At 65.4% G+C, this 20,581-nt stretch carries 20 protein-coding genes, 1 tRNA gene and 3 pseudogenes; 17 read left to right on the forward strand and 7 right to left on the reverse strand.

Going from position 1 to position 20,581, the window contains the following annotated elements:
- Positions 1-2: 2 nt before the first annotated feature.
- On the forward strand, positions 3-314 hold the full coding sequence (locus NF20_RS25535) for a hypothetical protein (protein ID WP_033711318.1): 312 nt from the start codon (positions 3-5) through the stop codon (positions 312-314).
- 140 nt (positions 315-454) lie between these two features.
- On the opposite strand, the gene NF20_RS27005 is transcribed toward NF20_RS25535, so the two are convergent.
- Positions 455-1,396 (reverse strand): hypothetical protein, encoded by a 942-nt coding sequence (locus NF20_RS27005; RefSeq protein WP_155947484.1) that lies wholly within the window; start codon positions 1,394-1,396, stop codon positions 455-457.
- Between NF20_RS27005 and NF20_RS27500 the strand changes: the two genes are divergently transcribed.
- From NF20_RS27500 to NF20_RS25595, 12 genes are all read left to right on the forward strand, one after another.
- Positions 1,353-2,198: a hypothetical protein gene (locus tag NF20_RS27500; protein WP_155947485.1), complete on the forward strand. Its 846-nt coding sequence runs from the start codon at positions 1,353-1,355 to the stop codon at positions 2,196-2,198. The two genes, NF20_RS27005 and NF20_RS27500, sit on opposite strands and share 44 nt — an antisense overlap.
- A 2-nt stretch (positions 2,199-2,200) precedes the next feature.
- A complete protein-coding gene (locus tag NF20_RS25550) occupies positions 2,201-2,629 on the forward strand; it encodes a hypothetical protein (RefSeq protein ID WP_224133280.1) in 429 nt (142 codons plus the stop codon).
- 10 nt (positions 2,630-2,639) lie between these two features.
- On the forward strand, positions 2,640-3,029 hold the full coding sequence (locus NF20_RS25555) for a hypothetical protein (protein ID WP_011723759.1): 390 nt from the start codon (positions 2,640-2,642) through the stop codon (positions 3,027-3,029).
- Between the two features lies 1 nt (position 3,030).
- Positions 3,031-3,228 carry a hypothetical protein gene (locus NF20_RS25560; protein WP_033717599.1) on the forward strand — a complete coding sequence of 66 codons (198 nt, stop codon included), beginning with the start codon at positions 3,031-3,033 and terminating at the stop codon, positions 3,226-3,228.
- Positions 3,225-4,727 (forward strand): hypothetical protein, encoded by a 1,503-nt coding sequence (locus NF20_RS25765; RefSeq protein WP_050594195.1) that lies wholly within the window; start codon positions 3,225-3,227, stop codon positions 4,725-4,727. Before NF20_RS25560 ends, NF20_RS25765 begins: the two co-directional genes overlap by 4 nt.
- A 4-nt stretch (positions 4,728-4,731) precedes the next feature.
- Positions 4,732-5,802, forward strand: a complete 1,071-nt coding sequence (locus NF20_RS27830; protein WP_033711316.1) for a PPE family protein — start codon at positions 4,732-4,734, stop codon at positions 5,800-5,802.
- A gap of 16 nt (positions 5,803-5,818) precedes the next feature.
- Positions 5,819-6,706 (forward strand): hypothetical protein, encoded by an 888-nt coding sequence (locus tag NF20_RS25575; protein WP_033711315.1) that lies wholly within the window; start codon positions 5,819-5,821, stop codon positions 6,704-6,706.
- 45 nt (positions 6,707-6,751) lie between these two features.
- Positions 6,752-8,146: a GH25 family lysozyme gene (locus tag NF20_RS25580; RefSeq protein WP_003921243.1), complete on the forward strand. Its 1,395-nt coding sequence runs from the start codon at positions 6,752-6,754 to the stop codon at positions 8,144-8,146.
- The gene (locus tag NF20_RS25585; RefSeq protein ID WP_003921242.1) at positions 8,143-9,084 is read left to right on the forward strand and encodes a cutinase family protein; all 942 of its coding nucleotides are present in this window, start codon (positions 8,143-8,145) and stop codon (positions 9,082-9,084) included. Before NF20_RS25580 ends, NF20_RS25585 begins: the two co-directional genes overlap by 4 nt.
- A gap of 63 nt (positions 9,085-9,147) precedes the next feature.
- Positions 9,148-9,318 carry a hypothetical protein gene (locus NF20_RS27835; RefSeq protein WP_003921240.1) on the forward strand — a complete coding sequence of 57 codons (171 nt, stop codon included), beginning with the start codon at positions 9,148-9,150 and terminating at the stop codon, positions 9,316-9,318.
- Between the two features lie 70 nt (positions 9,319-9,388).
- Positions 9,389-9,661, forward strand: a complete 273-nt coding sequence (locus NF20_RS25590; RefSeq protein ID WP_003921239.1) for a hypothetical protein — start codon at positions 9,389-9,391, stop codon at positions 9,659-9,661.
- Positions 9,658-10,167, forward strand: a complete 510-nt coding sequence (locus tag NF20_RS25595) for a hypothetical protein (RefSeq protein ID WP_003921237.1) — start codon at positions 9,658-9,660, stop codon at positions 10,165-10,167. Before NF20_RS25590 ends, NF20_RS25595 begins: the two co-directional genes overlap by 4 nt.
- A 108-nt stretch (positions 10,168-10,275) precedes the next feature.
- Here the strand turns inward: NF20_RS25595 and NF20_RS25600 are convergent, their stop codons facing one another.
- The 3 genes from NF20_RS25600 to NF20_RS25770 are packed head-to-tail and all read right to left on the reverse strand — an operon-like array spanning position 10,276 to position 11,973.
- The gene (locus tag NF20_RS25600; protein WP_033711313.1) at positions 10,276-10,929 is read right to left on the reverse strand and encodes a hypothetical protein; all 654 of its coding nucleotides are present in this window, start codon (positions 10,927-10,929) and stop codon (positions 10,276-10,278) included.
- Positions 10,926-11,255, reverse strand: a complete 330-nt coding sequence (locus tag NF20_RS25605; protein WP_011723751.1) for a DUF732 domain-containing protein — start codon at positions 11,253-11,255, stop codon at positions 10,926-10,928. The genes NF20_RS25600 and NF20_RS25605 overlap by 4 nt, the downstream gene beginning before the upstream one ends.
- 40 nt (positions 11,256-11,295) lie before the next feature.
- The gene (locus NF20_RS25770; protein WP_255343248.1) at positions 11,296-11,973 is read right to left on the reverse strand and encodes a tyrosine-type recombinase/integrase; all 678 of its coding nucleotides are present in this window, start codon (positions 11,971-11,973) and stop codon (positions 11,296-11,298) included.
- 225 nt (positions 11,974-12,198) lie between these two features.
- Between NF20_RS25770 and NF20_RS27510 the strand changes: the two genes are divergently transcribed.
- From NF20_RS27510 to NF20_RS27515, 3 genes and pseudogenes are all read left to right on the forward strand, one after another.
- Positions 12,199-12,303, forward strand: a tRNA-Lys gene (locus NF20_RS27510).
- Between the two features lie 113 nt (positions 12,304-12,416).
- Positions 12,417-13,605: pseudogene (locus tag NF20_RS25775) on the forward strand (IS481 family transposase).
- Between the two features lie 849 nt (positions 13,606-14,454).
- Positions 14,455-15,525 (forward strand): hypothetical protein, encoded by a 1,071-nt coding sequence (locus tag NF20_RS27515; protein WP_132160400.1) that lies wholly within the window; start codon positions 14,455-14,457, stop codon positions 15,523-15,525.
- Positions 15,526-15,881: 356 nt separating this feature from the next.
- Here NF20_RS27515 and NF20_RS25625 read toward each other — a convergent pair.
- Positions 15,882-17,056: pseudogene (locus NF20_RS25625) on the reverse strand (hypothetical protein).
- A gap of 205 nt (positions 17,057-17,261) precedes the next feature.
- Between NF20_RS25625 and NF20_RS27015 the strand changes: the two are divergent.
- Positions 17,262-18,041, forward strand: coding sequence for a DUF3631 domain-containing protein (locus NF20_RS27015; protein ID WP_230484113.1), 780 nt, complete (start codon positions 17,262-17,264; stop codon positions 18,039-18,041).
- Positions 18,042-18,092: 51 nt separating this feature from the next.
- On the opposite strand, the gene istB is transcribed toward NF20_RS27015, so the two are convergent.
- Positions 18,093-18,887, reverse strand: a complete 795-nt coding sequence (gene istB / locus NF20_RS25630) for an IS21-like element IS1612/ISMav1 family helper ATPase IstB (RefSeq protein WP_009979999.1) — start codon at positions 18,885-18,887, stop codon at positions 18,093-18,095.
- Positions 18,884-20,383: pseudogene (gene istA, locus NF20_RS25635) on the reverse strand (IS21-like element ISMav1 family transposase). Before istA ends, istB begins: the two are co-directional and overlap by 4 nt.
- Positions 20,384-20,581 lie beyond the last annotated feature (198 nt).

Here is a 20,581-nt window from a genome sequence, read left to right on the forward strand (position 1 = left end):
TCGTGATCACTGGATTCATGATGATCGCGCCGACAGTATCAGCGCAGCCTGGTCTGAGCGCCGAAATCGTTTTTCCGCAACCGAACACAGCGACCGGGCCGTTCAACTACGAGGTCACCCAAACCGACCTCACCGCCGACGCCACTGGCGCAGCGGAACTTTCGGGTGACCCGATCGTCGACGGCGACACTGTCACGCTCACCGTGACCGGGCTCGTCGACGGGCACGAGTTCGCGTTCACCTACACCGTCACCGGCGCCGACGGCATCACCGCGACATCGGCGGCCAGCACCCCGATCACCGCCACCGCGTAGGACCGTTCGCGATGGGCCCCGCGGTCGCCGACATCGTGACGTCGGCCTGGACGCTGGGCGCCGCTGTGCTTCTCGGGGTGCTTCTCGAATGGCTTTGGAACACAACGCATCACCATTGAGAGGAGGAGCGGGTTGGCGAGTTACGGTATGACACCGGCGTTCGCCAGCCTGCTTCTCTCGGCGTTGAGCGGTGGACGGCCGCGGGTACCGATCGTGTGCGCCCAGCTGCACAACGGCGCTCCGGGCTCGGCTGGACTGAGCAACCCGTCGGCGATCACGGCGCGCCAGGAGCTGACCGTTACCGCGCCGGACACGGGCGCTGTCGGGCTGACTGGCGTGCCTCCGTCTTGGGAGGTGACCGCCGCGGAAACGGTCGCGGCGGTGAGTCTCTGGTCGGGGTTTGACGGTGATCCGAGCGCGATGTGCATGTTCACGCTCCCGGCGCAGCCGCCGGTCACCGTGGCTGACGGGGACACGCTCGTGTTGGGGTCGTGCGGCTTGGAGTGGGCGCCCGCAGCTGCCGGCCTGTGGGCGCCGGCCAAGACCGTGACGGCGCCGACCGCGCGCGCCGCGGCCGGGATGCTGGCGCCCAGGGTCACTGCTGACGGTGTTGTCGCCGTGCCGCCGATGAACGCGGCCGCGGCCATGTTGGCGCCGGTGGTGCGGACGTACCGGACGCCCGCACCGACGATGCACGCCAACGCGGGGATGCTGACGCCATCGGTCACGGCCGGCGCCAAGGTGGCGGTGCCGTTGGCTATGGCCGCGGCGGCGGCGTTGGCGCCCACTGTGGCAACGCGCGAGGCTGTCGCGGCGCCGCTGATGACAGCCACGGCGGCCGCGCTGGCGCCGACCGCCACGACCAAGTCGGTCGTCTCGGTTCCGACGATGGCTGCCGCCGCGCAAACGCTGATGCCGAGATTGGCTGGCAGCGCGGTCATCCCGGTCATGACCGCGCAAGCCAGGGCCACCGAACTGGCGCCCACCGTCTCGGCGAGCGCGCGTATCGCCGCGCCGGCAGCCGCCGCAGCCGCGCAGATGCGTGTCCCGTCAGCGGCCGGGCCAACGTTCACCCCGTTCACCGAGACCAACGTCGAGCACACCAACCAGGCGGTGCCGGCCGGCTGCAACGGCTGCTGGGTGACCGCCAATGGTGGCGGCGCGGCCGGCCAAAACGGTGTCGGCAACCATCTCGCCTCGGGCATGGGCGGCGGCGGCAGCGGCGCCCGTATCGACCGCGTCTGGATTCCCCGCTCGCTGCTTGGCACCACCTACTCGACCGGCTACGGCCGCGGCGGCGCAACCGCGGCGGCCGCGGGCGGCGACACGTTCTTCCGGTCCGGCAACGTCAACCTCACCGCCGGCGGCGGCCAGCCCGGCAGCGGAGCCACCGGCGGCGCCGGGGGCACCCCGACGGCGGCCGGTGTGACCGGGGTGGTCACCCATCCCGGCTGCGCCGGAGGCACCGGCACGACCGCCGGCGGCGGCGGCGCGGCGCCAGCGACACCGTCAACGAAGTCGGCGGCGGCGGCGGGCGGCGGCTCCGGCAACAGCGGCGGCGGCGGGCGGGCGGCAACTCACCGTCTGCGGCCGGCGGTGCAGCCAGCACGGGCGGCGGCTCCGTCGGCGGCAGCGGCCAACCCGGCGCGGATGCCGCTGCTGGCCATGACGCCGGCGGCGGCGGCAGCGGCGGCGGTGTCGGCATCGTCATCTTCGGCTCCGGGCACGGCGGCCCCGGCGGCAAAGGCGGCAACGCGGGCGCCGGCGGCGGCAGCGGCGGCAACGGAAACTCCAACGGCGGCGTCGGCGGCGCATTCGCCCCGGCAGCGACGGACACCTCTTGGTCGAATGGCAATAACACGAAAGGCCAACACAATCCGATGACTATGACAGCAGCCCTCTACGGCGGTTTTCTGCAATCCCTTGCCAACAAACAGATCAACCTCAACACTGACAGCTTCCATGTGATGCTGCTCGGCTCCGGCTACACCCCGTCGGATGCGCACCGCTACCAGTCCGACATCGCCGCCCAGGAGATCACTGGAACCGGATACACCGCTGGCGGGCAAGCACTTTCAAGCGTGACTACCAGTTACGCGTCGAACACGCTGACATTTACGGCCAACAACATCTCATGGGGACCGGACTCCACGATCTCGGCCCAGTACGCCGCGATCGTCGACGTCACACCCGGCGCGGCCGCGTCGAACCCGCTCATCGGCTACGTGAACTACGGAGAGCTCGTCTCCGACACCGACGGCACGTTCGAGATCGATTGGAACGCCGCCGGGATCTTCCAAATCACCCACTCCTAAGGCGGATTTCATGGCTTACGGAATCACCCCCGCGTTCGCGGATCTCTTTCTCGCGACGCTGAACAACGTGCCGCTGACCGTCCCCATCGTCTGCGCGCAGCTGCACAACGGGGATCCCGGCAACGCGGGAACGTCCAACCTGTCCGCGGTGACGTCGCGTCAGCAGCTCGCGGTCGACACCCCCACGAACGGGGCCACCGAGCTCACCGGCGCGGCGCCGTCGTGGAACATGACCACCGGCGAGACCATCGAAGCCGTCAGCCTGTGGACGGGTTTCGATGGCGACGCCTCCGCGGTGTGCATGTTCACGCTGGCCGCCAACCCGCCCGTCACCGTCGCCGACGGCGACGTGCTGCTCCTCAACGTCTGCAACCTCACCACCACCGGGATGGCGTCCTGACATGGCAGTCATCTTCGACTCGTCGACCACCGCAATCGCATCGATCGCGGGATCGGCCACCACCGGCAGCACACCGGCGACGACGCATAACGTCAGCCGCAGCGCCCCCAATCCCGCCGTGATCGCGGCGGTCGAATGGGTCGGGACGGTCGACGCATCCGGGCCACGTTCGCCGTCGAATTCGGCGGCCAAGCCATGACGCCGGTCCCCGAAGCCCAAGCGTTTTGGAACTCCAACACCGGCATGGTGCAGCTGTTCTACCTCCTGAACCCGCCGACGGGCGCGCAGACCGTGACAGCGTCCGTGACGGGCATGGGCACCGAATCCGGTGCCCGCACCCTGGCGCTGGCCACCGCCAGCTACTCCGGAGTCGCCGGTGTCGGTTCCGGCACAACAGCATCCGGGGCGTCAGCAGCGCTGGCGGTCACCTCACCGACCGCGCCGCTGTTCGTCAACGCGTTCGGCTGCACCGTCGCCGCCGGGGGCGACTCGTTCGCCTCTTACAACCAGACCAGCCGAGCCAACATCGCCTCGGTCGCCAACACCAACCAGCCGCTGCTGATCGGCGACGCCGCCGGCAGCGGCCTGGTCGACTTCACCGCGACCGCGCCCGCCGCCAGTGAGGAATGGGCCGGCCTCGGTGTCGGATTATTGGGCAACGCAATCAGTTTCGACGCAGTCGGAACCGACGCAGCCGGCTACCTCGCAGAGGGCAGCATCGCGCACACCCTCGCCGCGGACGCCACCGCGTTGCTCGCCGCGGTCAACATCTACAACACCGCGGCGGTGACCCTGACCGCGGAAGTCGGCAGCAAACCGATGACCCTGCTCGCCAGCGAAACGTACGGTCTCTACAGCAGCAACCCGTGGCTCTACCCGTTCGGCTCGCTGTACCTGTTCGGGGTCATCGACCCACCCGTGGGGGCGCAGACGATCAAGGTGAATTCCTCAGCGCCCGTGTACATGACGGCGCAGTCGGTGTCCTACATCGGCGCTTTGGGATTCGACACCCCGGTCTCGAGTAACGGTGCGCTCAATCAGCTGACCGCGCCGTCGACGAAGCCGGCCGCGAGGCTGGTGGCCGCGCACGGGATCACGCCGCGGGCGAACGCGTTCGGCTACAACCAGACGAAACGGGCGATCGTCAACTCGAGCAGCGCCGACCAGATCCTGCTGCTCGGGGACGCGGCCGGCGCGCCGTATGTGGTGTCCGCGGCCAGCATGTCGGCCTACACGCCGGCCTGGGGTGCCGTCGCGGTGAACCTACTCCCGGCGCCGGTGACGCTCAACGTCTCGGCCGTCATCGGCCCCATCGTGGGATCGGCGAGCCTGGCCGACTATCGGGTGCACACCCCGTCGCCGCTGCGCACCTACTCGGTGCCGGTCGGAAGCACCGAGGTGGTGACCAGCTTCGGCCGGGTCGGCCCGACCTGGACCCAGGCCGCCGACGCGGTGCTGGACTACACCTTCGATTTCACGAACTGGCTTGCCGGAACAGGGGATAGCGTCGCGGCGGCCACCTTCACCCCGGTCAGCCCGGGGCTGACGGTGGTGTCGGTCAACGTCACGACCACGCAGGCCACCGGGTGGCTCACCGGCGGCGTCACCGGCGGCGTCTACCCGGTGATCGTGCACATCGTCACCGAGTACGGCCGCCAGTACGACCAGACCTTCAACCTGATCATCCAACAGACCTAAGCGGGTGGACTTTTGGCTGCTGCCGCCAGAGATCAACTCAGCCCGCATGTATGCCGGTGCGGGCTCTGGCCCATTCCTAACCGCAGCACACGCCTGGGATGCGATCTCTGCGCAGTTAGCCGAAAGCGCCGCCGGTTTCCGTTCAACGGTGCTTGGGCTCGCCGCATCCTGGCGCGGGCCGTCCGCCGACGCGATGACCGCAAGCGCGCTGGCCTACGCGGCGTGGCTGACCACGACCGCCGCGCAAGCTGAGCACACCGCCAACGCCGCGCGCGCCGCGGCCGCAGCGTACGAGTCAGCCCGCGCCGCCACCGTGCCGCCCGCGCTGGTCGCCGCCAACCGGGCCCAACTACGCGTGCTGGTCGCGACCAACCTGCTCGGCCAGAACACCCCAGCCATCGCCGCCCTCGAAGCCCAGTACCTCGAGATGTGGGCCCAAGACACCGCCGCGATGGCGCACTACCAAGCCAATTCGGCCGCAGCAGCCCAGCTATCCCCGTTCACCGCGCCCTCGCAGATCAGCCATTTAGCAGCTAAACCGCAGTCGGCCACCACGGCAGGCATCGCGCAGGAAATCGTGTCGCTGCTGAACCCGAACAATGTGCCGATCTTCGGGCTCGACAACGGCAGCCTGCTCGGCCAATACCTGCAGTCGTTCCTGTCGTCGGGGCCCTACGACGTCCCGTTCGCCGTGTTGGGCCTGTTCTCCTCGCTGTGGGCGATGAGCGCACCCGGCACCGCGGTGGCCAACGCGCTCAACCGACTCTCGGCGGAAGCCACCGGGGCGGTAGCCGCGCCGGCGGTCGCGGTCAGCAGCGTCCGGGCAGCGTTCGGCAACGCCACGCGGGTCGGGCCGCTGTCGGCGCCACAGCAGTGGTGGACGCAGCCACCAAACAACACCGTCCCCGCGGCCCCGGCAGCCGCGCGACCGCTACCGGCCACCGAGACCCCGACACCGCTACCGCTGCCCACCCCGATCCCCGCGCGCGGCGGCACACCGCCCAAGCAGCCGCGCCCCGAACCCGAATACGGCGGCCTCGTCCGATTCGTCACCAGACCGCCAGCCGGCGGCTGACAGAAGGAGAACCCTCGTGAAATACGGCCTTGGCCTCAAACCCGTTGTGGCCCAACCCCGAGTCCGCTTGTGCGACTACTACACCAGCGACCTCCCGTCGGTCGAGTCGCTGAAATACCCACTCGGCCACGCCGATGCGATCCAGCCGCACATGTTCATGAACGACCAGCTGGGCGACTGCGCAATCGCGGGCAGCATCGAAGAGATCCGGCTGGCCAACGCGCTGCGCGGCGTTACGGTCAACTTCACCGACGAGACCGCGGTCCAGAACTACTCCGAGATCACCGGCTACGTGCCCGGTGACCCGAGCACCGACCAGGGCACCGACGTGCACGAGCTGTACGAGTTCCGGCAGAACACCGGCCTGGTCGACGCCGACGGCAACCGGCACAAGATCGTCGCCTACGCCGGCCTGACCCCGGGTGACTTCGACGAGCTGCTGATCGCCCTGTCGCTGTTCGACATGGTCGGCATCGGTATCCAGGTGCCCGACTACTGCGAGGCGGAGTTCGAGGCCGGCCAGCCCTGGCATCTGCTCCGTGGCCGGCATCGCATCGAAGGCGGCCACTACATTCCCGTCGTCGACGCCGCGAGCCGCACCGAGGCCGGCCTGTTCACGTGGGGCGGTCACGGCGGCATCACCGCCCCCTTCTACGCGACGTACAACACGGTCGCGGTCGTCGCGCTCACCGAGGAACTGTTCACCGGCGGCAAGTCCCCGGAGGGTGTCGACTTCAACCGGCTGGCAACGGATTTGAACCTGCTCAACACCGGCCCGGTCATGTCAAAAGCGCCGCGCGGCAAGCGCGGCCGGGTCAGCGTCGACGACGCCGACGCCGGCGAGCCGCCGAGCGGGATCCGCCCGGACGACGCCGACCCCGGCGAGCAGATCAGCGCCGGCTGATGGACTGAACCTCCCCAATCACGCACTCACGCAAAGGAATCTGCTATGAAATCGTCTGGTCACCCCGAGCTGGTCGGAGAAACCCGCTACCAGGCCGGCGCTACCGCCACCGCTGTCGTCGTCGACGGGCGACTGCAGTGGGAGGTGCGCCGCCACGGCGACGACCACGTCCGCTACACCGACCGCCTCGCACACATCAGCCACTGGTCAACCGAACGTGAACTGTCCGCGCTGCGGCGCTCGCCGGTCGCCGACTTCCCGCGCCTCGGCGGGCCGGCCGGCGGCACGTTGTTCTACCCGGACTGCTCCAACAACAACTGGAACTCCGAGCAGGACGCGGTCGACTTCGTCAACCAGCTGATCCCGCAGGGCTTTTCGGGCATGTGCCACAAGGTTTCCGAGGGCGACTACTACGAGGATCCGTTCTGGCCGGTCGTCCTTCAGGCCTGCCGGGACGCCAACCTTCCGGTGCTGGGCTACCACTACGTCACCACCAACAACCTTGGCGCCCAGGCGCAGACCTACCTGGCGGCCGGCGGCCTGCCCAACGCGATGTTCGACTGGGAGGCCAACGGCGGCGACCTCGCCAACTACTACGCCGTCGCCTCGGCGTTCAACGCCGCCGGCATCACCGTCGGGGTCGGCTACTGTCCGCGCTGGTATTTCGACGAGGTCGGAGGCGGCGACCTGTCCCAGGCCGGCGCGATCGTCTCCTCGGCCTACCCGGGCGGCACTGGTTACGCCTCACAGATTTACGAAGCCGCGGGCGGTGACGAAGGCTCCGGCTGGGCGCCCTACGGGGGCGTCACACCCACCTGCTGGCAGTTCACCGACCAAGCCCTGGTCGCCGGGATCACCGTCGACTGCAACGCCTTCAAAGGCACCGAAGACCAGCTCGCACAACTGTTTACAGGAGGAACCGTGACACAGCCAGAATCCACCGAGCAGCAAGAAATCGACGCGATCGCTGGGCAGCTCGGCGCGTGGCCGCAGCTGGCCGGCAAGCCCGACGCCCTGGCGGTGCTGGCGCAGAAGATCGCCGACGGCGACGATCTGACCCTGGTCGATGCGGTCGCCGCGCACATCTTCGGTTTGCTGCCGGTGCAAACCCTGGCGACGATCGGCGGCCCGGCGAAGCTCGGCGCCATGAGCCCGAATGCGGGAGCGATCGCGCAGACCGTCATGTGCGCGCTGGCCGGCATCGACGCCCAAACCGGGGCGCCGCTGTCCTACCGTCAGGTCGACCAGCTCCACGAGTACGAAGGCCCGGGCGTCTACTTCCCGCCCGAGGCGCCCGGCCAGACCACCTCGTCGGTGCTCGACGTCGAGACGACCAGCGGCAAAGTCGGGCTGCGCCTGTACAAGGGGCTGGACTGGTTCGACATGATCGTCGCGCTGTACCAGCAGGCCGGCGAGCCCACCCCGAAGGCCGCGTCGTGACCGCTGCGGTCACCTGGGCCAACATCATGGACGCCCTGGCCGGTGTCTCGTCGACGTCGGCGTTCGTCGACCACACCGGCGTGTCCTGGGCGATCAGCGGTGAGCTGCCGATCGTGCTGATGACGTGGGCGGGCACCGGGTCGGCGATGGACAACACCGGATGGCCGCAGCCGGCCGCGGTCGCCCAGGCCGCCGCCGCGGCGTTCCCGAACGTGTTCACCTGGCAGCCCGTCGGGAACTACCCCGCGTCGATCTTCAACCCAAACATGGGCGCCTCCGCGCTGGACGGGAAGAACGAAGGGGTCCGGCTGGCGACCGACGTGTGGCCGAACAACCTGATCATCCCCATCGGCTACTCCCAGGGCGCGATCTGCGGCAGCTGGTGGTGGCGCGACTTCATCCTCGCCAACGGGCTGCAAGCCCGGGTGCCGGCCGCGCTGATGTGGGGCAACCCGCTGCGCTCACCCGGCTACGCCAACGGCAACGCCTACGCCGGCTGGGGAATGCCCGGCCTGCGCGACGGCCAGGTCACCGGAGGCATCTCCGGCCCCGACTGCCTCACCCCGGCCCAAACCCCGTCCAACTGGCTCGATTTCGTGTGGCTCGGCACCGACGGGGGCGCCACCGAGCTGTACACCAACGCGCCCATCGGCACCGACCCGTGGACCGCGGAAACCGAAGTCGGACACGACGAAACCCTGATCTACAACATCATCGTGTCGCAGGACTTCGGCGGCACCATCGAAGGCCTCGTCGCGCTGATCGAGGCCGCGGTCGAGCAGTTCGTCAACCCGATCACGATGGTCATCGCGATGGCCGAAGCGATCTGGAACGGCCTGCAATTCGTGGCCGCCGGCCCGTCAGCGGACCACTACGCGTACGACATCACCCCGATGATCAACTACCTGACCCAGGTGGTCGCACCGCAGTTCGCCTAGAGCCCTGCGCGGGCAGCGTCGCCCGCGCAGTCGAATCACCCTCTCCTGAAAGGAAATACCGTCATGACCACTATCGATCCCGCCCAGCTCAAGGCCGACGCCGAAACCCTCGTCAAGGACGCCGAAACCGTGCTCCAAGTGATCGAAGACCTGCCGCTGCCCGAGCAGGTGAAGGCGTTCATCGCCAAGGCCGAGGTGTTCGTCAAGGACGTCGACGCCTTCCTGTCGGCCTGACCTGACTGGAAACCCGCCGGGCGACAAACACCTGCCGCCCCGCGGGGTTTCCTAGACCTGAAAGGCCAACGTGGCGATCAACTGGAAGTGGCCCGGCTGGACCTGGGCGGCCAACACGTTCGAGTTCGCGGGAGTGGCGTTCGCCGCCGCACTGCTGGCGGCGTGGCAGGACGCCCCACGACATGACCTCGGCGCCCTCGACTGGCCACACGCGCTCTCCCACGGCGGCTACGAAGCCCTCGGCGTGGTGTTGTACGCGGTCGTCGGGTTGAAGGTGCCCAACCGGACGGCCAGCTGGCTGCGCAACGTCGTGGCCAGGCCACGCCGCAGCGCCGGCCGGTGAACTGGACGATCTGGGGGCCGGTCTTCGGCTCCCTCGTGGTCGCCGTCATCGGCCTACTCGGGGTGCTGTTCCAAGCCAAGAAGAACCACCAAGCCTCACTGGAGCAGATCGACACCCTCAAGGAACAGGCCAACGCCGCCACAATCCAAGCCAACGCCGCGCTGGAAGCCGCCCGCGCATCGACGAAGACCGCCGAGGCGACCGCGCAGGCGGCCATCAACGACACCTTCACCAAGGCCTACGCGGCGGCCAGCGAGAACTGGGCCCGCTACACCGACGCCATCGAGAAGCGGCTCCAAGAGCAGGGCGAAGAGATCGTCGAGAACGCCAAACGCATCGACAAGGCCGAGAGGCTCGCCGAAGCCGACCGCCAGGCCCGCGACGTCGCGGAGAAGAAGTTCCGGATCGCCGAGGCATGGATGCGGCGCACAATCCGCTGGATCAAGGAGAACCTGCCCGGCGCCGACTACCCGCCGATCCCTCCCGAACTCGACATCGAACTATGAGGCCGGCCGATCACCCGCTGCTGGTGCTGGTGGCCGGCTGGACCGCGGTGGTGGTGCTCATGGGCGCGATCCTCGCGATGATCCTCGACCGGTGGTGAGCCGGCCGGGTCAGTGCCCGGCTCCCGGGCAGGTGATCGAGGTCGCCTGAGCGGTCCAGCGTTGAGCGGGCCCGAAATCCCACCCGGTCTTGTTCCGCACGAATTGGATCGCATCGGCTTGGCTGCCCCCGCCCCAGAGCACATCGCACGTCGAGGTTGCGAGCTGCTCCGGCGTCCAGCTGCTGTCCGTCGGCGGCAGCGTAGGCGCTGCTTGCACGGTCACTGTCGCCGGCGGCACTGCCGTGACGGTCACCGTTGACGGCGGTGGCACAGCCACAGGCCCCAGCGTGCGGACGGCCGGCGGGGGCGCGCTGCCGGCGGGTGGAAGCGCCGCGACCGTGGGCGCCGGCGTCGGGGCCGCCACGCTCGGCGCAGGTGCGCTCGAGCGCGGGCTGAACCAGTACCACGGGAAGCCGAAGATCAGGATCAACAGGCCGGCCGGCACCACTCCGATCAGCGCGGCGTAGCCGCAGGTGCGGGCCCACGATCGGCCGGCGGCCGGCGCCGGCTCCAGGCCGGCCTCGTCTTCGCAGGCCGACCACGCCAACTCCGGGGCTACCTCGGTGACCGGCGGGACGACCTCGGTCTCGTCACCACCCGCGCCATGCGACGTCCCCGCGACGGTCTCATCGGCCGATTCCGCAGTCTCGGTCTCTTCGCTCACAACTTGTCCCATGGGCAGTAATTGACCAGAGACGCCGCGACGATCACGGAGGCCTGCTCACGGTTGAGCCACCCATCGCCGATGGCGACGAGCTTGTTGGCGGCTTCGCCGGGGGTCTGGCCGTTGTTGTCGATGTCGTAGCAGACCGAGTGGCCGATACCTATCAGCTCGGTATCGCTGCTGCATTTCAGCGCGCCCTCGCCGCACCCGAGGTTGTGTTGCTCGAGGAAACTGATGAAGTCAGCATCGCCGTTGTCGGCTCGGGCTGATGGCGTGGCTGCGAATGCGGTTAGGGCGCAAGCCAGCAGGAGCGCGTGGGTCCTCACAGCGGGATCGTAACTCCTTCCTGTTGTACGCGCGACAAATCTAGGAGGCACCCCGGAAAGGATTCAGTCGACCGACCGCCGCGGCTCGGCGTTCGTCGGTCACACAGGTGTAGATCTGGGTGGTCGACAGCGAGCGGTGCCGCAGAAGCTCTTGCACGGTGCGCAGATCGGCGCCGTCATCGAGCAGTGTGGTGCCGTACCAGTGCCGGAGCCCATGCGGTGTGCCGCGCACGCCGGCGCGGCGCATCGCGTTGCCGATGATGTCGCTGACCGATTTGGAATGCACATGGTCGCCCGGGCGCCGCGAGTTCGCCGGGAACCACCACCCCCGCGTCGGCATCGTCAAGGCCGCATCGACGAGAAGCACGTGCAGCGGCAGCCAAGCGCTGCGCTTGCCCTTGCCGACGACGTGGATCGCGGGCTTGGCGATGTCGATGTCCTCGCCGCGGACCCGTGAGATCTCCGCGACGCGTAGGCCGCCGAGCGCCGCGAGGAGAATCATCACCCGCGTGCGGTGGTGCATTGGGGTCAGCAACAAGCGGACTAAATCGTCATCGCTGACGGGGCGGGGAACCCTTTCTGGATAACGGGGTGCCCCCAGTTTGACCATTGGGTCGTCGATTCGGTGGTCCATAATTGTTAGCCACTTGAACCACGCCCGCAAATAGCTGTGGTAAGTCGCTGCTGTCGCGCCAGACCATTCTGTGTGCCTGTTCATCCAGTGGATTATCTCGATGGGCTGAGCCGAAACCGGTGAGCAGCCAGTCTCTTCCGCAAACAGAGTGACGACTCGGATCCTTTCGCTAATGGTTACGTCGGACCGCCTGGCAGCGAATTGCCATAGCTCCCACTGCTCAATCAACGGATGTCTAATTGTCACGGCCGGAACTAAATCATGAGTTTTCTTTGAGTTTGGTGACGGTTGCATCGCAATTACGTCAAGGCCTCCGGATCCCATTGTGGCGTCCGTCACTTTTCCGTAACTCACGCCGCATGATCCAGACTTTTAATCCGCAGGTCCTAGGTTCGAGTCCTAGTGGGGGCACCAGACGTATAATGTATGACGTCGGCTGATGCGTGACATTTCGCCTTCGGTTGATGCGTGTCAGTGTTTCGGCTGATGCGTGACAGTTGTTTCGGCTGATCGGTGACACTCCCTAGATGAGGGAGTTAAGTGTGGCTGAGCAGCGGTATCAGGCCGTGATGGCGGTAATCAGTGACGGATTGTCGGTGTCGCAGGCCGCAGAGAAGTTCGGGGTGGCGCGTCAGACGCTGCACCGATGGCTGGCCCGGTATGAAGCCGCGGGCCTGGAGGGGCTGGTGGATCGGTCGCATCGGCCGGTGAGTTGTCCGCATCAGATGCCGGCGATAGTGGAGGCGGCGGTGTTGGAGTTGCGGCGGTCGCGGCCGTATTGGGGACCGCGGCGGCTGGTGTTCGAGTTGGCCAAGCGAGGTGTCCATCCGGTGCCGTCGGAGTCGGCGGTGTATCGAGCGCTGGTGCGGGCCGGTCTGATCGACCCGAGCGTGCGGGATCGGCGCTCGCGCAAGTGGAAGCGCTGGGAGCGCGGGGCGCCGATGGAGTTGTGGCAGCTCGACATCGTCGGCGGGTTCCCGCTGGCCGATGGCACCAGCGCCAAAGCCCTGACCGGCATCGATGATCATTCCCGGATGTGTGTGTGCGCCAAGCTGATGGCCCGTGAGCGCACCCGCGCGGTCTGCGACGGATTACGAGCGGCGCTGGCCGCTTACGGGGTGCCTGAGCAGATCTTGACCGATAACGGCAAGGTGTTCACCGGGCGGTTTTGTCATCCACCGGTCGAGGTGCTCTTTGATGCGATCTGCCGCGAGCACGGCATCGAACATCTGTTGACCCAACCGCGCAGCCCGACCACGACCGGCAAAATCGAGCGGTTTCACCGCAGTCTGCGCGCTGAGTTCCTTAGCGGCCGTGAGCCTTTCACCAACCTCAAGGTCGCTCAGCAGGCACTCGATGAGTGGGTCGAGGACTACAACACCACCCGGCCGCACCAAGCCCCAAAAGATGATCACACCGGCTCAACGGTTTCACTCCGGTGCGCCGGCATCACCACCGTCGAACTCGTGTGCCCGACACGTCGACCGCAGTGGCGATGACTAGGTGAGTCGGCGGGTGTGCTCCAACGGCATCGTGTGCGTGTCCTGGCAGCAGGTCTGTATCGGGCGCCACTACGCCGGCGCCCGCTGCGATGTCCACGTCGATGGGGACCTGCTGCGGTTTTGGGTCGGCGACAATCTGGTCAAAACCGCCGCACGCACCAGCCGCGGCGAGGTACGAAACAAACGGGCCCTGCGCACCAACGCACCGGCCTAAAACACAACCCAGAGTGTCACCGATCAACCGACATAGAAATGTCACCCATCAACCGACTCTGAACAGGGGGGCACCAAGGCAAATGTCCAAGTCAGGGCATTTGCCGCGCAGTACCGACAACCGGCCTTCCCGGCATGGCCCGGCAGTCAGCGTCAGCATCGTGTCAGCAGTCAGGTGACTCACGTCGACTGAAGCCGACGCAGGCAAGGCAAGCCGCTGAAAGGGGCAGAACGAAGCACCCCGTCCCCTGGCAACGATCACAGCTGTCACACCCGCACCATGCCCCGTAGTTACCGCAGGCCGGAGGGTTGCGGCTTTCGTAGCCAGGTCCAACGCCAGCAAACGGCACGCGCTTATCGTTAACGGCTTCTAAAGGGCTGAAAGCGGCATTGATGTGACAGATAGCTACTTATGGGTAATGGTTTCGGCGTGCCGCTGACGACGGCACTAGGGCGCAGGAAAACGGCGCGCGACCGATTGAGTCGGCCCACGAGAGCAGCACGGCCAAGCGGAACGCAAACAGTCCGGCGTTGAAGTCACGGCCCTTCGGGAGGCACGCGCGAGAACGCGGTCCACCTTTCACCGTTCGGTGTGAGGGTGCGCGTTTTCCGCACCTTGACAACCTCACAGTGCCCCGCCTTGGGCTGGGCCAGTTAGACATGGAGCCGACTTTGCATCCTGCGTCTACCCGAACACGGACGAAGTAGGCGCGAGGCAATTCGTGCTGAAGGGGGTACGAGCCCGACGACCCGGCCGTACTGGAAGCCCTAGAGCTGGTACGGCTGCAACCGGCGATGCTGCCCAGGAGCCCCTTACGCATCTAAGCCTGCCGGAATAGAATCTCGCGCCGTGACGGGAGGCACCCAGTTCGAAGGCCAAGCGTATGTCTTATCTCCAGTCGGACTAGCGGATTCTGCGCCCGCGGGCAGCTACGCCTTCCGCAACCGTTTCGACATCACAAGCAACAGCCGTTTTAACGTATCTGACGGAACGTACATCCTAAGCGATGCGCAAGAGTACGTTTGCTTGACATCCACCTTAGGGTCAAAGACGATCAAAAATTGCACTAGCCTTGCCTTATGGGGAAGCGCCTACGCAGATTTTGACACAGCGTTGATTGCGGGACGTAAATGGCGTCAAATTGCTACCTGGATATTTGCGCAGCTTGCGATAGCATGCGATTTCGGTGACGATGATGAAGAGAATTTGAACCCACTCGACAATGTACCACTACATATTCGGTACAGTGTCGGCATAAGTGACGATGATCGCGCGTATAGAGACCGCGTGGGATTGCTGGTTTTTCCGGTGCACCCCCGCGAACCACGGTTCGTCTACTTTGCGTATGAAGCGGTTGGCCTGTCGGGCTTAGGCGATTTGCCGAACCTGATCACGAAGGCTCAGCACCAGCATAGTACGCCGTGGCCGGAGCAGCTACGCCTTGCCTGGGACTTGGTCCATGCGGGATTGGGTGACCCGAATCCGGAGGCAAAATACATTCTGACAGTCACCGCTGTCGAGGCCTTAATTCCGTATCGAGAAGAACACGCTCATCTGTCTGGGCTCCTTGACGCTTTAAAGCCGATAGCTGACGGCCTTGCGCAATTCGATGAAGACACGAAAGAAGAGGTTAAAAAGCTTCTTCAGAACAACAAAATGAATTCTGTCCGTAGATATGGACTTCAGCTTGCTGATCGCCTACCTGGAACCTATGACGGCCTGGCACCGAAGAAATACTTTGACAAAGCCTACGGCACGCGCAGCGACCTCGCGCACGGCAACCTGAGAAATAAAGCTAATCTTACTAAAAGTGCGCTAATCCACCAATACGATGAACTACGTCGCTTCGTTATAGATATTCTAGATTCCTGGGCCGCGAACCCAAATTTCGCTTCGCCACCTAAAGCAGCTGGAAAATAAAGGGAAACCGAGGCCCTAACGGACAAGTAATTCTAACGGGGTCTGTTGGACACCTTGATGTGCTTCTCGCACGGCGGACCGGTACCGCGATACCGGCCACCTTCAGACGGCGGAGCAGCTCTGAGTTCCTTAGGCTCGAGGCCCGATCCCCACGAAAATTCCGATGCCTCAGCGTCAAGGGCGTCCATGTCCATCGCGTGCCGGGGGTTGTAGTCAGATACTCCCGGCATCCTGTGAACCTTCCTGAAGCGCAGTTGTACTAGCAGTACGGTTCTCGACGCCGGCTAGGACAGCGTTGGCCGTCGCCACGGCAACGATCACCGCGGACAGGTTGGCCTGCAACCAATCTGAGGGTGTCATCTCGGGATCACCGGGACCGTGTAATTACCGCTGGCCTTGATTTGCGTCACGCAAGCCTGGCCGCGACGGCGCACACCCACACCAAAGCTGCGCTGGAAAATGCATCCTGGATCGGGTAGCCAGGAACGCGGCCGGGAATGTTTCGCAGACCTCGATACTGGGTCTGCACGTGCTCGCGAAAGCCGATGGCGTTGTCAGGGCTGTTGGCTCCGTAGGTTGCGACCACGGCGAAGTAGTCCTCAGCGATGAAATCGGATTGGATCACCCATACCGGGCCGTAGGAGCCTTGCACCTTGAGGCCGTTGTACGACTCCGGTGCCACCTGGCCGACGATCTCGTCGGGTGAGAAGTAGGCGGGAGCGCCAGCGCTGGGAATGTAGTCGTGTTTGGCGATGATGTCCGGCGCGTTCTGCACCCCAGCTTTGAACGATGCCACCACTTCGGCCTGGGCCGGGTTCATCAACGCCAAAAGCTTTGAGTTGGGTTCGGTCCCATAGCCGTGCTCGGTGACCTGACGGATGGCGGTTTCCAGGTCTCCGGAGTCGATAGTGTCGCTACCAGATACCAGGTAGTGCTGATGAGCTGTGGTGAAATCCTTGCCCAGATACGCGGGCGGAACCATCGAATCACCGTTATAGAGACCGTAAACCGTGTGGCCCCATTCGTTTGAGGTCTGCGCGGGATCAAACAGGCGCTGCAAGATGGTGCCGGTGGTCAGCTTGTTGTCGGCTTCCAACGCATAGTTGGCAACGGCGCGAACCTGCTCGGCCGTAGAGTCCCTCAGGTACTTCCACGTCCAGCGTGACGCTTTGTCATAGTCCTTGAACGTGTAGCCCATGAGCGCGTAATCAGCTGGCGGACGGATGGACTCGGGCTCACCGAACTCGGATGCTTCCTCGAAGCTATCGCTGGACCTGCTTTGCGGGATGGCGTCGGCGGTATTAGTCGTGTTGAACGTCAGAAGGCGTGTCAGAGCACTACGTTCGGCGTTCCAAGCCCTCACCACTGCCGCGACTTCGTCCCAGATGACATTTAGGTCTACGCCGTCAGCGGTGGTATTGACCAGCACGTCGCCTTCAGTGGCGTAACCGCCTTCCGCGCCGTACGGCGACAGATGCAAAAGCGACTGCAAGAGATCGGGGTTGATTCGGGGAGTCGTAAGAGCACTCATTTGTGCGAGCCTTTCCAAAGTTGTTCTGTAACACCAGGCTCGCAAGCGCGGCCCGGACTGAAAGGACTCTCAGCCGCGCCTGCGCTAGGTGCCGACTCACGCCGTACAGGAACTTACGCGGTCCATGCCGCCGCCCGCTGAAACCACTTATAGGTTGAGCAGCAGGGGAGGAAACGATGACCGAACAGGCGAAGCTTGCTGGTTGATGAGGGTAGACACCATCTTCGGCCCCAAAGCCGGAGATCATGAAGACATTCGCGGCGTGATCAATGCCGGACACCGCAGAAGCGGAACGTCTTCTCGGTGCGTGGTGCAGGGCAGCAATGTGGAGGTTGTAGATTTCCCCGCCTACGGCGCGGTGGGTCTTGCTGGCTTGGACGATCTTCCGGACACCATCATGAGCCGCGCCGTGGTGGTGTCAATGAAGCGCCCGCGCCTCCTGGCGAGACGGTCAAGCCCTGGCGCATTCGGGAGGACGAACCCAAAGCCGCGCTTCTCGGCGCCCGTCTTGCGCAATGGGCACTGCAGGTCAAGCAAAAACTCTGGGACGGAAACCCAATACGTAGTCGCGTGGCCGGACATGCCGGAAGGGATTGCCGACCGGGCGGCGGACTGCTGGGAAGCATTGCTGGCGTGCGCATCGTTTGCGGGCGGTCACTGGCCTCTGACCTGCGACAATGCGGCACTTGCGGCACTTGCGGATCTGCGAGACATGGGGGAGCCGACCAGCACCGGCGTGCAACTGCTGGCCGACCTCCACCGAATCTTCCTCTCTAAGAGGGGCGAATCCCTCATGAAAGAGAACACCAAACCAGCTCTTAAGACGCCGCAACTCCTCAAAATGCTTGAGAGCCTTGATGAATCACCCTGGAAAAGCTACCGCCGTGACGGAACTCCGCTTGGCTCTAGGGACTTATCGCAACTGCTGAAGCCCTACGGAATCAAGAGCACCAACATCTGGTGGAGTATGTCAATGGCCAAGTAGAAGTCCCCGCTGGTGGCCAGCAGAAGTCCCCACTCCGCTGCGGGTGGTTGGCTAATTCTTGGCGGCTCCCTTCTTGTGGTCGGCGTGGCGCATCCGGTAGGACTCGCCGGAGGTGACGACGATGCTGGCGTGGTGCAGCAGCCGATCGAGGATGCTGGCGGCGGTGGTGTGCTCGGGCAGGAATCGCCCCCATTGTTCGAAGGGCCAATGCGAGGCGATGGCCAGGGAGCGGCGCTCGTAGCCGGCAGCCACGAGCCGGAACAACAGTTGAGTCCCGGTGTCGTCGAGCGGGGCGAAGCCGATCTCGTCCAAGATGACCAGATCCGCGCGGAGCAGGGTGTCGATGATCTTGCCGACGGTGTTGTCGGCCAGGCCGCGGTAGAGGACCTCGATCAGGTCGGCGGCGGTGAAGTAGCGGACTTTGAATCCGGCGTGGACGGCAGCGTGCCCGCAGCCGATGAGCAGGTGACTTTTGCCCGTACCAGGTGGGCCAATGACCGCCAGGTTCTGTTGTGCCCGAATCCATTCCAGGCTCGACAGGTAGTCGAACGTGGCTGCGGTGATCGACGATCCGGTGACGTCGAACCCGTCGAGGGTCTTGGTGACCGGGAAGGCTGCGGCCTTGAGACGGTTGGCGGTGTTGGAGGCATCGCGGGCAGCGATCTCGGCCTCAACCAACGTCCGCAGGATCTCCTCCGGTGTCCAGCGTTGCGTCTTGGCGACTTGCAACACCTCGGCGGCGTTGCGGCGCACCGTGGCCAGCTTCAACCGCCGCAGCGCCGCGTCAAGGTCAGCAGCCAGCGGTGCCGCCGAGGACGGTGCCACCGGCTTGGCAGCGGTGGTCATGAGGCCGTCCCGTCGGTGGTGTTGATCTTGTAGGCCTCCAACGAGCGGGTCTCGACGGTGGGCAGATCGAGCACGAGTGCGTCGCCGGCGGGGCGGGGTTGTGGGGTGCCGGCGCCGGCGGCCAGGATCGAGCGCACGTCGGCAGCGCGGAACCGGCGAAACGCAACCGCCCGGCGCAGCGCGTCAATCAAAGCCTGTTCGCCGTGGGCGGCGCCAAGGCCGAGCAGAATGTCGAGTTCGGATTTCAGTCGGGTGTTGCCGATCGCAGCAGCACCGACGAGGAACTGCTGCGCTTCGGTTCCCAATGCGCAGAATCGTTTCTCTGCTTGGGTTTTCGGGCGAGGACCACGCGAGGGTGCGGGTCTGGGTCCGTCGTAGTGTTCATCGAGGATGGACACCTCACCTGGGCTGACGAGCTCGTGCTCGGCCACGATCACACCGGTCGCAGGTTCCAACAGGATCAGGGCGCCATGATCGACCACCACCGCCACGGTGGCACCGACGAGCCGCTGAGGCACCGAGTAACGAGCTGAGCCGTAACGGATGCACGAGAGGCCGTCGACCTTACGGCGCACCGACCCCGAGCCGATCGTCGGCCGCAGCGAGGGCAGCTCCCTCAAGACGGTGCGCTCGTCAACCAAGCGATCGTTGGGCACGGCGCAGATCTCCGAGTGGACCGTGGCATTGACCTCGGCGCACCATAGTTGCGCCTGGGCGTTGAGGGCACGTAGGTCGACCTGCTCACCGGCTAACGCAGCTTCGGTCAGCAGCGGCACCGCAAGGTCGTCCTGAGCGTAGCCACAGAGGTTCTCCACGATGCCCTTCGATTGCGGATCCGCACCGTGGCAGAAGTCCGGAACGAAGCCATAGTGGGACGCGAATCGCACATAATCCGGTGTTGGAACAACAACATTGGCGACGACACCACCTTTGAGGCAGCCCATCCGGTCGGCCAGGATCTTGGCCGGAACCCCACCGATCGCCTCGAGGGCTTCGGCGATCATCGCCAGCGTGGTCGAGGCTTTCTCGTCGGCGGCGAACCGCACAAACCGCCACCGCGAATAGGCCAGCACCGCGCAGAACACCATCAACCCCGGTGCAGCTTCGGCCCAATCCATCACCAGATAGTCACCGGGTGACCAGACCGCCGGACGGCGTTGATGCCGGTTAGCGTTGCGCCACAATACTTTCTGCTCGGCTACCAGGCGGCGGAAGTTACGGGCCGAGCCCTGATACCCGGCAGCTCGGGCGATCGGCAGCATCCGCTTCGCCGACATCTTGCCGTGTGATTTCTCGACTCGGGTGGCGACTAGATCGGTGAACGCGTCGAGGTTGCGTGGCCGTGGTTCCCGCGGGGGCGCGCCACCGGCCTCGGCCCGCTCGATGACCCGCTTGACCGTCTTGTGCGTAGTACCGCACAGCTCGGCCGCGCCGCGATACGACCCGACCTGGTGATACGCCGAAATGATGTTCATACGCTCCCTTGCAGACTTCAATAGAGCTCCCTGGGCGGTGATCAAGTGACAGTTGGCGCTATCACCGTCACCGCCCAGGCCCTCAGCTCCCGGAAAAGACACGACGAGCCCGCAAAGGAGTGGGGACTTCTACCTGGCCACCAGTGGGGACTTCCTACTGGCCACAGATGGGGACTTTCTCATGGCCATGGACACTCGATGACGGTGATCTTGGTGCCA

This window comes from Mycobacterium sp. MAC_080597_8934 (assembly GCF_000523975.1).
In the GTDB taxonomy this organism is placed as follows: Bacteria; Actinomycetota; Actinomycetes; order Mycobacteriales; family Mycobacteriaceae; genus Mycobacterium; species Mycobacterium avium.